General features: G+C 44.3%; 16 protein-coding genes. 15 read left to right on the top strand and 1 reads right to left on the bottom strand.

What is annotated here, in order from left to right; genetic code table 11:
- Positions 1–37: 37 nt before the first annotated feature.
- Complete coding sequence (locus ACHUFM_RS11770; protein ID WP_394182435.1) at positions 38–547, bottom strand: hypothetical protein; 510 nt, start codon at positions 545–547, stop codon at positions 38–40.
- Between the two features lie 263 nt (positions 548–810).
- On the opposite strand from ACHUFM_RS11770, the gene iscR reads away from it, so the two are divergent.
- The 15 genes from iscR to hisS all read left to right on the top strand — a co-directional run bounded on the left by iscR (position 811) and on the right by hisS (position 14,926).
- Positions 811–1,299 carry a Fe-S cluster assembly transcriptional regulator IscR gene (iscR, locus tag ACHUFM_RS11765; RefSeq protein ID WP_063332692.1) on the top strand — a complete coding sequence of 163 codons (489 nt, stop codon included), beginning with the start codon at positions 811–813 and terminating at the stop codon, positions 1,297–1,299.
- A 74-nt stretch (positions 1,300–1,373) separates the two neighbouring features.
- The gene (gene sufB, locus ACHUFM_RS11760) at positions 1,374–2,810 is read left to right on the top strand and encodes a Fe-S cluster assembly protein SufB (RefSeq protein ID WP_394182495.1); all 1,437 of its coding nucleotides are present in this window, start codon (positions 1,374–1,376) and stop codon (positions 2,808–2,810) included.
- A 13-nt stretch (positions 2,811–2,823) separates the two neighbouring features.
- Entirely contained in the window at positions 2,824–3,600 is a 777-nt protein-coding gene (gene sufC, locus ACHUFM_RS11755; RefSeq protein WP_113874095.1) for a Fe-S cluster assembly ATPase SufC, read from the top strand.
- A 3-nt stretch (positions 3,601–3,603) separates the two neighbouring features.
- A complete protein-coding gene (gene sufD / locus ACHUFM_RS11750; protein ID WP_394182434.1) occupies positions 3,604–4,863 on the top strand; it encodes a Fe-S cluster assembly protein SufD in 1,260 nt (419 codons plus the stop codon).
- A 12-nt stretch (positions 4,864–4,875) separates the two neighbouring features.
- Entirely contained in the window at positions 4,876–6,093 is a 1,218-nt protein-coding gene (locus ACHUFM_RS11745; protein WP_394182433.1) for an aminotransferase class V-fold PLP-dependent enzyme, read from the top strand.
- Positions 6,094–6,101: 8 nt separating this feature from the next.
- Entirely contained in the window at positions 6,102–6,452 is a 351-nt protein-coding gene (locus ACHUFM_RS11740) for a HesB/IscA family protein (protein WP_394182432.1), read from the top strand.
- Between the two features lie 5 nt (positions 6,453–6,457).
- Positions 6,458–6,988 carry a putative Fe-S cluster assembly protein SufT gene (gene sufT / locus ACHUFM_RS11735; protein WP_394182431.1) on the top strand — a complete coding sequence of 177 codons (531 nt, stop codon included), beginning with the start codon at positions 6,458–6,460 and terminating at the stop codon, positions 6,986–6,988.
- A 130-nt stretch (positions 6,989–7,118) separates the two neighbouring features.
- On the top strand, positions 7,119–7,544 hold the full coding sequence (locus ACHUFM_RS11730; RefSeq protein WP_394182430.1) for a SufE family protein: 426 nt from the start codon (positions 7,119–7,121) through the stop codon (positions 7,542–7,544).
- 21 nt (positions 7,545–7,565) lie between these two features.
- Entirely contained in the window at positions 7,566–8,717 is a 1,152-nt protein-coding gene (locus tag ACHUFM_RS11725; protein WP_394182429.1) for an IscS subfamily cysteine desulfurase, read from the top strand.
- Between the two features lie 166 nt (positions 8,718–8,883).
- The gene (gene ndk, locus ACHUFM_RS11720) at positions 8,884–9,291 is read left to right on the top strand and encodes a nucleoside-diphosphate kinase (protein WP_013796955.1); all 408 of its coding nucleotides are present in this window, start codon (positions 8,884–8,886) and stop codon (positions 9,289–9,291) included.
- 143 nt (positions 9,292–9,434) lie between these two features.
- Positions 9,435–10,550: a dual-specificity RNA methyltransferase RlmN gene (rlmN, locus tag ACHUFM_RS11715; protein ID WP_113874084.1), complete on the top strand. Its 1,116-nt coding sequence runs from the start codon at positions 9,435–9,437 to the stop codon at positions 10,548–10,550.
- 182 nt (positions 10,551–10,732) lie between these two features.
- Positions 10,733–11,353, top strand: a complete 621-nt coding sequence (locus ACHUFM_RS11710; protein WP_394182428.1) for a hypothetical protein — start codon at positions 10,733–10,735, stop codon at positions 11,351–11,353.
- A 1-nt stretch (position 11,354) separates the two neighbouring features.
- Entirely contained in the window at positions 11,355–12,524 is a 1,170-nt protein-coding gene (locus ACHUFM_RS11705) for a RodZ domain-containing protein (RefSeq protein WP_394182427.1), read from the top strand.
- Positions 12,525–12,532: 8 nt separating this feature from the next.
- Entirely contained in the window at positions 12,533–13,645 is a 1,113-nt protein-coding gene (gene ispG, locus ACHUFM_RS11700) for a flavodoxin-dependent (E)-4-hydroxy-3-methylbut-2-enyl-diphosphate synthase (protein ID WP_394182426.1), read from the top strand.
- Positions 13,646–13,654: 9 nt separating this feature from the next.
- The gene (hisS, locus tag ACHUFM_RS11695) at positions 13,655–14,926 is read left to right on the top strand and encodes a histidine--tRNA ligase (RefSeq protein WP_394182425.1); all 1,272 of its coding nucleotides are present in this window, start codon (positions 13,655–13,657) and stop codon (positions 14,924–14,926) included.
- The last annotated feature ends 24 nt before the right edge of the window (positions 14,927–14,950 follow it).

The raw sequence follows: 14,950 nt of genomic DNA, 5'->3' as shown, positions 1-14,950 counted from the left end.
GCGTAGGGATAGTAATTGGTGACCCTAAAAAGCCTCATTATTGTGAGGCTTTTTCGTTGGGTTCACCGGTTTTCAGTAAGCGCAATAAGTCTTCTCTTTCTAGGCTGTTTTTTAGAGCCAAGTCCAAGCGGTATTGGTATTGGCTGTTCCAATCTGTACTGTCCGGTGTGATGCGTGATAAATCGTTCATAGCCGATTTCATGACTTTTAGGTAAGACTGAATGTTCTCTTCTTGATTGATTAGGATGTTTTTTAGGGCTGTCGCGCTACTGTGGCGAAGATACAGTTTCAGTTCTTCACTGTCTTTTTCAATTTTATCAATTTGAAGGCTGTATTTCTTTTGAGCATTCTGTACATCTGTGATGCGAGCATCGTACTTACTTAAGGTGCTGTCTAGTTCTGGATCGTCCTTAGAGGAGCTGATGAGAAAATAACTGATGCCTCCAGACGCTCCGACACTGAGAATAAAGCAGAGCAGAAAGGGTACAAGTACGCTTTTGGACTTCTGTCCTGCGTTGTTTGATGAATTGTCGTTGTTGTCTTTCATAATGACTCTTCTATCGGTGAATGGATGTCTATTTATTCTATGCGATTTTTGGATAATTAGGAGGCTTTTATGGGGCTGTTTGTCGATGAATTTCTGCTCAAAACTCAATATGCGGTTTAGTTTTTATGCCAGTCCACGTAAAATGCGCACGAAAATTTGGTTGGCTGGTTAATAACCTAGTATTTTAGTCAAGTAAATACTTGATAAAAACACTAGGTTTTGTGTATTATTTAGGCTCACAGAAAGTATTAATTGGGTAGCTTATGCGTCTTACAACAAAAGGTCGCTATGCAGTAACCGCCATGCTAGATCTGGCATTACATTCGAGCAAAGGGCCTGTCTCTTTGTCGGATATTTCTGAGCGACAAGGGATTTCCCTTTCCTATCTTGAGCAATTGTTTTCCAAACTTCGTAAGAAGGCTTTGGTTATCAGTGTACGCGGCCCTGGCGGAGGTTATCGCTTGAGTCGTTCTAATGATGACATTTACGTTGCACAAATTGTGGATGCGGTGAATGAATCAGTCGATGCGACAGGCTGTAAAGGGCGCAGTGACTGCCAGAGTGGCCATACTTGTCTAACCCATCATTTGTGGTGTGACTTGAGTGATCAAATACATGACTTTTTAAGTCAAATTAGTTTAGAGCAATTGGTGCGCCGAAATGATGTGCGCCAAGTAGCGGAGCGACAAAATCTTGAAAGTCGACCGCTCGGCTTTGATAGCAGCAAAATTAGTGCGGCTATTCTCGATTAGATAATCAATTAATGGTGTGGAGCCTTCCTGGGAATATGTCCCCTTAGTCGGTTCCAATAATGAGTGAGTTTTATATGACAGAGCAGATAGATAAGGCGCTGGCACGGGAATACGAAGCGGGTTTTGTGTCTGATGTGGAATCAGAAACATTTACGCCAGGATTGGATGAAGATGTCATTCGTCGTATTTCAGAAATGAAAGGTGAACCTGAATGGATGCTCGAATGGCGTTTAAGTGCTTTTCGTGATTGGTTAAAAATGGATGAGCCTGATTGGGCGTTGGTGGATTACCCCAAAATCGACTTTCAGGCGATCTCGTACTATTCCGCGCCAAAGAGTATGAAAGATAAGCCTAAGTCTTTAGACGAGGTGGACCCTGAGTTATTGCGAACCTATGAAAAGCTTGGCATTCCGTTGATTGAGCAGCAGATGCTGGCTGGTGTTGCAGTTGATGCGGTATTTGATTCTGTCTCTGTTGTTACCACTTTCCGAGAAAAGCTCGAAGAAGCGGGGGTGATTTTTTGCCCCATTTCAGAAGCCGTTCACAAGCACCCTGATCTAGTGAAAAAATATCTAGGCAGCGTGGTGCCTAAAAAAGACAATTATTATGCCGCGCTTAACTGTGCTGTGTTTACGGATGGTTCGTTTGTCTATATTCCAAAAGGTACTCGTTGCCCAATGGAATTATCTACTTATTTTCGTATCAATGAGCAAAATACCGGTCAGTTTGAACGTACCTTGATCATCGCTGACGAAGGTAGCCATGTGAGTTACCTAGAAGGCTGTACAGCGCCTCAGCGAGATGAAAACCAGTTGCACGCGGCTGTGGTTGAGTTGGTTGCATTAGACGATGCAGAAATTAAATACTCGACGGTTCAGAACTGGTATCCAGGTGATGAAGAAGGCAAAGGTGGTATTTATAACTTTGTGACCAAGCGCGGTGTTTGTCATACCAATGCTAAGATTTCTTGGACGCAAGTTGAAACGGGTTCTGCTGTCACTTGGAAATACCCAAGCTGCGTACTGAAAGGCGATAACAGTATTGGTGAGTTCTATTCGGTTGCCTTGACGCGAGGTCGTCAGCAAGCGGATACCGGTACCAAAATGATTCATCTTGGTAAAAACACCAAGTCGACCATCATTTCGAAAGGTATTTCAGCCGGTAAGAGTAATAACAGCTATCGTGGCTTGGTGCGAATGAATCCAGGAGCGGAAGGCGCACGTAACTTTACTCAATGTGATTCTTTGTTGATCGGTGATCAATGTGGCGCACACACTTTCCCTTATGTCGAGAGTCGCAACCCTTCCGCCATTGTTGAGCACGAAGCAACGACGTCTAAGGTCAGTGATGAGCAAATGTTCTTATGTCAGCAACGTGGCCTAGATCCAGAAAAAGCGGTCTCGATGATCGTCAACGGCTTCTGTAAAGAAGTCTTTAAAGAATTACCGATGGAATTTGCCGTAGAAGCGGGCAAGTTACTAGAAATTAGCCTTGAAGGCTCTGTAGGTTAAGGAACTGTTTAGCATGTCGAATTTATTGACGATTAAAGATTTACACGCCAGCGTGGAAGAAAAGAACATTATTAAAGGCCTTAACCTTGAGGTTAAGCCGGGCGAAGTGCATGCCATTATGGGACCAAATGGTGCAGGTAAAAGCACCATGGGTTATGTGTTGTCAGGTCGTGACGGTTATTCTGTTGAGAGTGGCAGCGTGACTTTGGACGGCGAAGATTTACTTGATATGGAAACAGAAGAGCGTGCTCGCGCTGGTTTGTTCTTGGCTTTCCAGTACCCTGTCGAAATTCCTGGCGTTAGCAATCTTGAGTTCCTTAAGGCTGCCGTTGACGCTCAACGTGAAGCCCGTGGTGAAGAGGCTGTGACCTCGGCTGAGTTCCTAAAAGAAGCAAAAGCGGCGTGTAAGCAGGTTAATTTGCCTGTGTCATTCCTAAAGCGTGGTGTCAATGAAGGTTTCTCTGGCGGTGAGAAAAAGCGTAACGAGCTAATGCAGATGTTGTTGCTGAAGCCGAAGCTTTGCATCTTGGATGAAACCGACTCAGGTTTGGATATTGATGCATTGCAAGTAGTCGCAGAAGGGGTTAACAGTCAACGTTCTGCAGATCGTAGTTTCATCGTTGTGACACACTACCAGCGTCTATTGGATTACATTAAGCCTGATTTCGTGCATGTTTTGTCAGACGGCAAAATTGTGAAAAGTGGCGATGCTTCTTTGGCTCATGAATTGGAAGCGCAAGGTTATGCTTGGTTGCAAACAGAGCCAGCTGAAGATGAGTTAGAGGGGTAACGCATGAGTGAATGGTTAGAAAGTGCCATCGCTCGAGGGCAAGAAAATCAAGACTGGTTAGCACCAAAGCGTGCTCAAGCACTTGATGTTCTGGCGAATACTCAATGGCCAACACGTAAAACAGAAGCTTGGCGTTATACGCCTCTAAGAGCCGTTGAGCGTAGCTCGGCGAAAGCACTAGACAGTGTGTCTGGCTTAACGCCTGTGGCGATTCCGAATGTTTCTGCGATTGAGCTGGTATTTGTAAATGGTCAATTTGATGCTTTGCAATCGACTAAAGCCTTGCCGATGGGTTTGACTGTTCAGCTTGGTCAAGATTTGTCAGCAGATCAGCAAGCAGAAGCGTTGCGTTCTTTTTCAAACATTAAGCCGGAACGTCATCTATTCGGTTTGGTGAATGATGCACTGGCGAAAGACGTGCTACTGGTTACGGTGATAGAAGGTATTAAAATTGCTGAGCCGTTGCGAATCAGTTCTTTGTTAAGCGCTGGGGCGGAATCTCATACCCGTGTTTTAGTGCGTCTAGAGAAAGGTGCTCAGCTGGCGGTGATTGAAGATGTTCAGTCGCAGGGTGACAGTCTTAGTACGGCATTTGTTGAATACGATGTGGCGGCAGAAGCGTCTCTAGAGCATTATCGTTTTGCATTGCAAACTGGGTCTAATCTCACCATCGGCGGTAGCCATTTCCAATTAAGCGATAAGTCAAAAATGCACAGTACGATCGTTGGCTTTGGTAGCGAATTGTCGCGTTTGGATACGGATATTATTCACGCTGGTGAATTTGCCGATGCCAAGTTGAATGCGATGTATTTGCTGGACGGTAATGAGTTGTTTGACCTGCATGCGACGGTTGAGCATGCGATGCCAAATGGCACCACAGAAGAAAATGTGCGTGGTATTGTGGCGGATCGTGCGCGAGCGGTGTTTAACGGCCGTATTCACATTCATCGTGATGCACAGAAGACTTTGGCTGAGTTAAACAACCGTAATTTGCTGATGTCGAACAAAGCGGAAATCAACACAAAGCCTGAATTGGAAATTTATGCTGACGATGTGCGTTGTGCTCATGGTGCAACCATTGCTGAAATCGATAAGCAGGCGCTTTATTACTTAGAAACGCGTGGCATTAGTAAATCAAAAGCACAAGTGATGTTGAACTTTGGTTTTATTAATGAATTGATCGATTTAATGCCAAATGAAGCCTTAGCCGAGTGGGTTCGTCCTATTATCCGTGAGCGCTTTGCGCAAATGGAAGTTAAGTAAGCGAGGAATAGAATGAGTTTTGATGTTTCCGCCATTCGTGACGAGTTTCCGATTTTAAAGCGTAAAATTGATGGGAATCCTTTGGTGTACCTTGATAACGCTGCGACAACGCAAAAGCCGCAATGTGTTATTGATGCTCTGGTGAACTATTACACCACGTGCAATGCCAATGTTCATCGTGGTGCACATCGTTTGGCGGACGAAGCGACTCGCCATTTTGAAAACGCGCGCGATATTGTGAAAACGTTTTTGAATGCCCCTAAACGTGAAGAAGTTATCTGGACGACGGGCACGACGGAAGGCATTAACATCATTGCTAATGGCTTATCTTCGTTGTTGCAACCGGGCGATGAGGTAATCGCAACTGGGATGGATCACCATGCGAATTTGGTGACTTGGCAGCAGGCTTGTAAAGCATCAGGGGCAACCTTTAAGACAGTTCCTGTAACGGATGAGGGTGAGTTGGATTTGGCGGCGTATCAATTTCTGCTAAATGAGCGCACTAAGTTTGTCGCGATCCCTCATGTTTCTAATGCGCTGGGCACCATTAATCCGGTGAAAGAGATGACGGTGAAAGCCAAAGCCGTTGGTGCTTTAGTACTGATTGATGGGGCGCAAGGTGCGGCACATGGCTGGGCGGATGTTCAAGACATCGGTTGTGATTTTTATGCCTTCTCCGCACATAAATTATACGGTCCTATGGGGATTGGTGTGTTGTGGGGGCGAGAGGCTGTTTTAGCTGATTGGCCTGTGTGGCGTACAGGTGGAGAGATGATTTCTACTGTGACCTTGCAGGACGCTATTTGGAATGTGTTGCCTTATCGTTTTGAGGCAGGTACACCAAATGTGGCGGATGCCATTGCCATGGGGGAAGCCATTCGTTGGTTCTCTGCATTGGATCAAGAGGCTGTCGCTGCACATGAAAAAGCTTTGTTGGCTCATGCCACGAAACTGGCGGATGAGTTTGACGGTTTGACCGTGATTGGTCGAGCGAAGAATAAGATTGGCGTATTAAGCTTTGTGATGGAACAGGGGCACCCAGCGGACATCGGCTTTCTATTAGATCGCCAAGGTATTGCAGTACGAACAGGGGATCATTGTGCTCAACCTCTGATGGCGCGTTTTAATGTTCCTGGTACGGCGCGTGCTTCGTTTGCGATTTATAATACGTTAGAGGAAGTAGATGCCTTGTTTGCTGCGTTGAAAAAAGTACGCAGCATGTTGGCATAGGAGGTGTTATGACAGTAACTACATTTGACCCAGAGTCCAGTGTTTCTTTGACTGCTGCAGCCGAAAAGTATTTTGCTGCTAAATTAGCTGCTCTGTCAGGTAATTTGATTCGTTTAAGTACGAAAGAAAGTGGTTGTACTGGGTTTGCTTATGTTTTGGATATTGTTGAAAAAGCAGAAGAGCAAGATACCGTTCTGTCGTTTGGCGATGTGACGCTTGCCGTTGATGCTGAATCCATGGCTATGTTGAGTGGTACTGAGATCGATTTGGTTCGAGAAGGTGTTAATCAGGTGGTGAAATTTAATAACCCTAACGTTGTGGCAGAATGTGGCTGCGGCGAAAGCTTTAGTGTGAGTTAAATTTCATGCAAAAAATGGTTGTAACACAGCGGGATTGTCCCGCTCGTCGAGTGCCAAGTGGCGAGCCGACGGTGATTCCAGAAGGCCAGTTTATTACCATTAACCAGAGTTTAGGTGGTAATTATACGGTGACTTGGCAAGGCAACATGTTGCGCATTGATGGCACCGATGCAGAAGCGATTGGTCAGCAAGCAGAAGTGTTAGCGTTCCAAGATTTAGGGTCCTCTGACATCAGTGAGGAGCAGGTTTGGCAGGCGTTAGATACGGTATATGACCCTGAAATTCCGATTAGTTTAGTGTCGCTCGGTTTGGTTTATGACGTCGCCTTGGATCAGGCAAATAAATCGGTCTCGATCAATATGACGCTCACCGCGCCTGGTTGTGGTATGGGGCCAGTATTGGTTAGCGACGTCAAATATCGGGTTGAAAAAGTACCTAATGTTAAAGAGGTGAAGGTCGAGCTGGTTTTTGATCCGCCTTGGTCTCGCGAAATGATGAGCGAAGAAGCTCAGTTAGAGGCTGGATTGTTTTTTTAGTAAGCGCACTTAGTATTCGTAATACTGGGTGTTAATGGCTGACACAAATTAGAACGACTTTAATGGTATCATTAAGGTCGTTTTATTTTTAGTAAGCCCCATTTTTTCGGGGTATGAACAGAGAGGATATATGTCTTTACCTAGCACAGACGAGATTGTTGATGACCTTTCTTTTTTTGATGATTGGGAAGATAAGTACAAATACATCATTGATCTTGGGAAATCTTTACCAGAGTTTGATGAGCAATGGCGAACGTCCGAGCGATTAGTGAAAGGGTGTCAGAGCAGTGTTTGGATTCAGCCTGATAATGATAAAGATGCTGAGAAAGGGGAAGTGCTTACCTTTGCAGTTGACAGTGATGCCATTATCGTTCGTGGTTTGTTGGGGTTAGTATTAGCGGCATTTGATCGAAAAACACCGCAAGAAATTATGGACTTTGATATTGCGCAATATTTCTCAGAATTGGATTTGGAGCGTCACTTAAGCCCAACCCGAGGAAATGGGCTGCGTTCCATTGTGACGCGTATCCAATCGATTGCTCAAGCGGCAGCTTGATCTGGTGGTGGAGAAGAGTAAATGAATGTACCTGTGTATTTAGATAATTCAGCAACGACACCAGTGGACCTTAGAGTTGCCGAGAAAATGATGGCTTGTCTGACGCAGGATGGTAATTTTGGTAATCCTGCTTCTCGCTCGCATTTATTTGGTTGGAAAGCGGAAGAGGCGGTGGAAGAGGCTAGGCTACAGGTTGCGAGTCTGATTAACGCCGATGCGCGTGAGATTGTCTGGACCTCGGGGGCGACAGAAGCAAACAACTTGGCCTTAAAGGGTGTGGCGCATGCGTATCGTCAAAAAGGTCGTCACATTATTACCTCTATGATTGAGCATAAGGCTGTATTGGATCCTTGTAAGCAACTTGAAAAAGAAGGCTTTGAGGTGACGTATTTGCAGCCAGATAAGCATGGTGTGATTTCACCTGAGCAAGTTGCGGCGGCCATAAAAGAAGATACGATACTGATCTCTCTAATGCATGGTAATAATGAATTAGGAGTGTTAACAGATATTGAGTCTATTGGTGCGATTACGCGATCGAAAGGTGTTTTTCTGCATGTTGATGCCGCGCAAACTACGGGCAAAGTCAGCATAGATGTGAATGCAATGAATGTGGATTTGATGTCGTTAACTGCACACAAAACCTATGGGCCAAAAGGCATCGGGGCTTTGTTTGTTCGGCGTTCACCAAAGGTGAAGCTGGAAGCACAAATTCATGGCGGTGGTCATGAACGTGGTATGCGTTCTGGCACCCTAGCAACTCATCAGATTGTGGGTATGGGTGAGGCGTTTCGTATTGCAGCACAAGATATGGAAAGTGATTGTGCGCGTATTCTAGTCTTGCGTGAGCGTTTATGGGAAGGCTTGTCCACTATGGATGGTGTCCATTTAAATGGTGATGCTGAACAGCGAGTTGCTGGCGTGATCAATGTCGGTTTTGCTGATGTGGATGGTGAAGTCTTGCTCATGTCCTTGAGTGACATTGCTGTTTCATCTGGATCTGCTTGTACATCCGCCAGTTTAGAACCTTCGTATGTATTGCGTGCCATTGGTTTGGCTGAAGATTTGGCGCACAGTTCATTACGTCTGTCGGTAGGACGCTTTTCCACGGAAGAAGAAGTGGATTTTGCAATTCAAACGATAAAAAATGCGGTATCGGCGCTTAGATCGGCTTAATAAACGGAAAATATCCATAAATCGGAAAATATCTTAGTTTGAGCATACAATTTTCATAAATTGATGCGTATAATCCACGCGCTGAAACTTTTAAGTCCTGGGTCATGGCGTTTGTATTTTTGTCAAATTAGCCATCACCCATAAAAAATTAATTTGGAGTTATACCATGGCGTTAGAACGCACTCTATCTATCATCAAGCCTGATGCGGTTGCTAAAAATGTAATCGGTGAAATCTACACTCGTTTTGAGCGTGCTGGTTTTAAAATTGTTGAAGCGAAAATGATTCAACTTGACGACGAATTGGCTGGCGGTTTCTACGCTGAGCACAAAGAGCGTCCTTTCTACAAAGATTTGGTTGCTTTCATGACCTCTGGTCCTGTTGTGGTTTCTGTTCTTGAAGGTGAAGGTGCGGTTCTTCGTCACCGTGAACTAATGGGCGCAACTAACCCGAAAGAAGCAGCGGCTGGAACATTGCGTGCAGACTACGCAACATCTATCGATGCCAATGCGGTACACGGTTCTGATTCTGTAGAATCAGCAGCTCGTGAAATTGCTTACTTTTTCGGTAAGTAATTGACTGCCTGAGCGATTCGCTCAATGCATTTGGAAAGGCGGGCCTTGGCCCGCTTTTTTACAGAGGCTTCTGAAAAGAAAAATCTTTTCAGAGGCTTTTTTCGTTTACACTTAATGCTATAAATAGCAAGCGATCTGGAATTATGACTGACACCAAAAAAGTAAACCTGCTGGGTTTATCACCAACCAAACTGATTGAATTCTTTGAGTCCATCGGTGAGAAAAAATTTCGTGCCACTCAAGTGATGAAATGGATTCATCAAAAAGGGGCGGAAAGCTTCGATGAAATGACGGATGTCAGTAAGGCGTTACGAGCAAAGTTGGAGACAATTTGTGAAATTCGTGCGCCAGAGGTGGTATCTCAGAACATCTCTAAAGATGGTACCCGTAAGTGGATTATTCGCACCGAAGGTGGCAAGAATGATTGTGTCGAAACGGTTTTGATTCCGGATGGCGATCGAGCCACTTTATGTGTTTCATCGCAGGTTGGTTGTTCATTAGATTGCAGCTTTTGTTCTACTGGTAAACAAGGGTTTAATCGTAACTTAACGCCTGCGGAAATTATTGGGCAGGTTTGGATCGCGATCAAATCCTTTGGCCCGATGGATCCGAATGGTCCTCGCCGCGTAACTAATGTGGTAATGATGGGGATGGGTGAGCCCTTGATGAACTTCGAGCCTGTGGTTGATGCGATGATTCTAATGATGCACGACAATGCTTATGGTTTGTCAAAGCGTCGAGTGACGTTGAGTACTTCGGGTGTGGTACCTAAAATCTACGAGTTGATTAAGCGCACTGATGTGTCGTTGGCGATTTCATTGCATGCGCCAAATAATCCATTGCGAGATGAATTGGTGCCAATCAACCGTAAATACCCCATTGCTGAGTTATTGGAAGCTTGTCAGCACTATTTGGCCAACTTGCCAGATAAACGCCATATCACGATTGAATATACCTTGATGTCGGGTGTGAATGACAATGAAGAGCAGGCTCATGAATTGGCGGAATTGCTCAAGGATTTGGAGTGTAAGATCAATCTAATTCCATTTAATCCATTCCCGCATTCTGGTTACGAGAAGCCATCAAATAATCGTACACGCCGTTTCCAGAAGATTTTAGCGGATGCGGGTTATACGGTGACAGTACGAACCACTCGTGGTGATGATATTGATGCGGCCTGTGGTCAATTGGTGGGTGATTTTCATGACAAGACGCGCCGCAGCCAGAAATACATTGAGCTTAGAGAAGTGAGTCAGTAATAAGATAGACGATTAAAATAGCGGGCAAAAAGGATCTGCCTTTGCTAGTGAGATGAGAATAAGACAAGGATGTCTGTATGTTAAAAGTTAAATTGCTTTGGGTGGTTAGTCTGTTATGGCTAAGTGCTTGCTCCCATCATACCCCTTCTTTTCCAGTGGTGCCTTTAACGGATTCAAAACGTTTGTCTTTAGCACAAGCCCATTTACTGTTAGGTCAGTGGTCCCTTGCGAAAGAGCAGTTAGAGAATATTTCAACTGATGCCCATGGGCGTGAATATTGGCGTTTATTAAGCTTGTATTGGTTGAGTGTTGAAAACATAGAAAGGGCGTTAAAAGTGTCAAAAATGGGCTTGTCATATTACCCTAATGACGGCTTTTTGCTTAATAATTATGGTGTGATATTGGGAACGAAAAAAGAGTGGGGAAAAGCATGCTCTCTTTTTCAGCAGGCAAATGATTTTTCTTTTCCAAAGCGCCAATCTGTGCAAATAAATCTTTCTCGATGTGCTTTACGTCAGGAAGATGTAAAATTGGCTGAAAAGCACTTAGATCAAGCAAAAGAAATAGCAGAATTGCCTGTTATAGGTTTGCTGACTGAGCTCAATCTTGTTTTAATACAGGGTAATAATGACAAAGCTCGCATAATTTTTAATAATATCCAAACTTTTGAAAATGTTGCTCTAGGATGGGCACATTTTGACGAGTTCAAATGTTTATCCAAGTATATACATCGACACGTGGATGACGCGGCAAAGTACTCGTATGCGAGTGATTTTACATGCCTCAATGGCTCAAGGTATTGACATGACAACTGATAAACAAATTGACACTCCTTTTGAACAAGAAAAGCCAGTAGACGCTCTCGAAACAGACATTGGCCAAACAGACAAAACTCCAGAAGAAGAGCCACAAATCACCGCTACTGAAAACGTTACGACAACAGCAGATTTAGATTCCAGTGTTGAAGCGGCACTTCAAGAAGAACCAGTAGAAGACGCGCCTGTCGAGGAAGAACAGGCTCAGCAAGCATTCACTATGAATATCGGCCAAGCCTTAAGAGAAAAACGTTTGGCGTTAGGGTTTGATGAGAAACAGGTCGCGGCTGAATTAAAGCTTACTCAAGATCAAGTTAAAGCAATGGAAGAGAACAATTTCAGTTTCTTCCGCTCGATTACCTTCACACGAGGTTTCCTCAAAAGTTACAGTCGTCTTTTGGAACTGGATGCAAAAGACGTATTAAGTGCGTTTGATGAACAGCAACAAGTCTCTAAGCCGAGTATCGAACCGGTTGATACGGTTGTTCACAAACAATCTCATCTAGGTGACCCCATTGTTATTTTTGTGTCTGTGGTTATTGTCGCGGTATTGGTATTTTTTGTATTTTGGTGGCCGTCACAAAGTTCAGATGATGCGGCGACAAGCGATGCGGCTGCTGCTCAGGTAGAAAGTCCTGATGTGATTCAATCAGCGTCACCTGAGCCAGAACCGGAAGTGGTTGCAACAGAATCAGCTGAACCTGCAGAAGAGACTGACGTACAAGAGTCCACGATTGTTGATGATGCTCCAACGCCTGCGCAAGAGTCTCAAAGTTTATCTGATGATCAAGTCGTAACAGGCTTGTCTCCTGAAACCGTCGCTTTATTAGAAGAAGCCGGTGTTAGCCCAGAAGATGTGGTGAAGGCGAGCCAAGAGCCAGTCAAAGAGGTTGAAGATACACCAGCACAACCTTTTTATCTGGATGATGTGCAGATTACCTTTAGTGAAGACTGCTGGACCGAGATTCGTGATAGTACGGGCAAAATTCTATTCTCTGGTGTGAAAGCGGCCGGTAGTGAGTTGAATCTATCGGGAGAGGCTCCATATCGAATTGTGTTTGGTTACTCAAGAGGGGTTTCCTCTTTGAAGTACAAAGGCCAAGAGTTTGATTTTTCATCTTATGTTCGTAAAGATTTGGCTCGTTTTGAGCTCAAGTAGAGACATTTATGCATTTTGAATCACCTATTAAACGCCGTCAATCACGCCAAATTATGGTGGGTGATGTGCCGGTTGGCGGTGGTGCGCCAATCAGTGTTCAGAGTATGACCAATACGGAAACCTGTGATGTTGATGCCACCGTTGCTCAAATAAGAGCGATTGCGGATGCTGGTGCCGATATTGTTCGAGTATCTATTCCTTCTATGGATGCCGCTGAAGCCTTTAAGCGAATTCGTGAAGAAGTGTCTATTCCATTGGTCGCTGACATTCATTTTGATTATAAAATCGCTTTGAAAGTCGCTGAATATGGGGTGGATTGTTTGCGTATTAACCCGGGAAACATTGGTAACAAAGACCGAGTACGAGCGGTTGTTGATTGCGCACGTGATAAAAATATTCCGATCCGAATTGGGGTTAATGCAGGCTCTCTTGAAAAAGACTTGCAGAAAAAATACGGTGAACCGACGCCTGATGCGTTGGTTGAATCAGCCTTTCGTCAAATTCAATATTTTGATGAATTGGATTTTCACGAATACAAATTGAGTTTAAAAGCATCTGATATTTTCATGACGGTAGAGGCTTACCGTAAAATAGCGTCCCAAATTGATAATCCATTGCATTTAGGGATTACAGAGGCGGGTGGCTTACGCTCAGGTACAGTGAAATCGTCCATTGGCTTAGGTTTGTTATTGATGGATGGTATTGGCGATACCCTGCGTGTGTCGTTGGCGGCAGACCCAGTTCAAGAGATTAAAGTTGGTTGGGATATGCTGCGCAGCTTAAAATTGCGTAGCCGCGGTATTAACTTTATTGCTTGTCCAAGCTGTTCACGTCAGAATTTTGATGTGATTAAAACCATGAATGAATTGGAAGAGCGTTTAGAAGATGTCACCATTCCAATGGATGTTGCTGTGATCGGCTGTATTGTTAATGGTCCAGGTGAAGCAAAAGAAGCTGACATAGGTTTGACGGGTGGTACGCCAAATAATTTGATTTACCAAGATGGTAAACCTGACAGTAAAACCAAAAATGTTTCCCTTGTGGATGATTTAGAGAAGAAGATTCGTGAGAAAGCCGTTCTAAAAGAACAGGAAATGGCTAATATCATTGTGAAAAATTAAGGATCCATAGTGGCTCGTAAAATTCAAGCGATCAGAGGAATGAACGACATTTTACCTGATCAATCATCCGTCTGGCTCTACTTAGAGAAAACAGTTGCCGATGTGGTTAAATCCTACGGCTATCAACAAATTCGTTTCCCTATTGTTGAAAACACGGAATTATTTAAACGTGGTGTTGGTGAAACAACCGATATTGTTGAAAAAGAAATGTACACCTTTGACGACCGTAACGGTGAGTCACTCACTTTGCGCCCTGAAGGCACGGCCAGTTGTGTACGTGCAGCGGATCAAGCGGGATTATTGTTTAATCAGGTGCAGCGTCTTTGGTATACCGGCCCTATGTTCCGTTATGAACGTCCACAAAAAGGGCGTTATCGTCAGTTTCATCAAATTGGCGTTGAGTCTTTTGGAATGGCCAGTGCGGACATCGATGCAGAATTGATCGCGTTATCTGCAAAGCTGTGGAAACAGCTAGGCCTAATCGAGCATGTTGAACTGCAACTTAATACTATTGGTCTGGCATCTGAACGCGAAGCGTTTAAAGCTAACTTAGTGGAATATCTGACTGAATATAAAGATCAGTTGGATGAGGACAGTCAACGTCGTTTGACGACGAATCCTTTGCGCATATTGGATTCAAAGGATGCAAAGACGCAAGAAATACTGAAAAATGCTCCAAGCTTGGACGACTTTATCGGTGAAGAATCACGTGCCCACTTTGATCGTTTACAGGCGATTTTAACAGCCAATAACGTTCCCTTTGTGATTAATAATAGTTTAGTTCGAGGCTTAGATTATTATGGGAAAACGGTCTTTGAGTGGGTAACGACACATTTGGGGGCCCAAGCAACGATCTGTGCAGGTGGGCGATACGATGGTTTGGTCGAACAGTTGGGTGGTAAAGCCACGCCTGCAGTCGGTTTTGCAATGGGTGTTGAACGCTTAATTTTGTTACTGGAAACGCTTGATTTGGTTCCAGAAGTAGCGAAATACCAAACAGACGTTTTCATGATCAGCTTAGGTGAAGAAGCTGAGTTGGCGTCTACTGTGTTGGCTGAACAAATCCGTGAAGCAAATCCTGATAAGGTTGTATTGCGTCATTGTGGCGGCGGTAACTTTAAAAACCAAATGAAGAAAGCCGATCGTTCTGGCGCAGCAATGACGGTGATTATCGGGCAAGATGAAGTTGATCAAGGTATCTGTCAGGTGAAGCAGATGCGAACGGGTGAGCAGGTGTCTTGCTCAATTGACGAATTGCCACGTTATATAGCGTCGCTATAACCTTTTTTAAATTAAGTCTTATCC

The organism is Marinomonas posidonica, from assembly GCF_043643765.1.
In the GTDB taxonomy this organism is placed as follows: Bacteria; Pseudomonadota; Gammaproteobacteria; order Pseudomonadales; family Marinomonadaceae; genus Marinomonas; species Marinomonas posidonica_A.
This window is presented reverse-complemented; position numbering and strand designations above follow the sequence as displayed.

Coding starts and splice junctions, on each gene's coding strand:
- iscR (WP_063332692.1), top strand. CDS start 811: ATGCGTCTTACAACAAAAGGTCGCTATGCAGTAACCGCCATGCTAGAT.
- sufC (WP_113874095.1), top strand. CDS start 2,824: ATGTCGAATTTATTGACGATTAAAGATTTACACGCCAGCGTGGAAGAA.
- ACHUFM_RS11745 (WP_394182433.1), top strand. CDS start 4,876: ATGAGTTTTGATGTTTCCGCCATTCGTGACGAGTTTCCGATTTTAAAG.
- ndk (WP_013796955.1), top strand. CDS start 8,884: ATGGCGTTAGAACGCACTCTATCTATCATCAAGCCTGATGCGGTTGCT.
- ACHUFM_RS11725 (WP_394182429.1), top strand. CDS start 7,566: ATGAATGTACCTGTGTATTTAGATAATTCAGCAACGACACCAGTGGAC.
- sufT (WP_394182431.1), top strand. CDS start 6,458: ATGCAAAAAATGGTTGTAACACAGCGGGATTGTCCCGCTCGTCGAGTG.
- ACHUFM_RS11730 (WP_394182430.1), top strand. CDS start 7,119: ATGTCTTTACCTAGCACAGACGAGATTGTTGATGACCTTTCTTTTTTT.
- sufB (WP_394182495.1), top strand. CDS start 1,374: ATGACAGAGCAGATAGATAAGGCGCTGGCACGGGAATACGAAGCGGGT.
- ACHUFM_RS11740 (WP_394182432.1), top strand. CDS start 6,102: ATGACAGTAACTACATTTGACCCAGAGTCCAGTGTTTCTTTGACTGCT.
- ACHUFM_RS11705 (WP_394182427.1), top strand. CDS start 11,355: ATGACAACTGATAAACAAATTGACACTCCTTTTGAACAAGAAAAGCCA.
- rlmN (WP_113874084.1), top strand. CDS start 9,435: ATGACTGACACCAAAAAAGTAAACCTGCTGGGTTTATCACCAACCAAA.
- ACHUFM_RS11770 (WP_394182435.1), bottom strand. CDS start 547: ATGAAAGACAACAACGACAATTCATCAAACAACGCAGGACAGAAGTCC.
- ispG (WP_394182426.1), top strand. CDS start 12,533: ATGCATTTTGAATCACCTATTAAACGCCGTCAATCACGCCAAATTATG.
- sufD (WP_394182434.1), top strand. CDS start 3,604: ATGAGTGAATGGTTAGAAAGTGCCATCGCTCGAGGGCAAGAAAATCAA.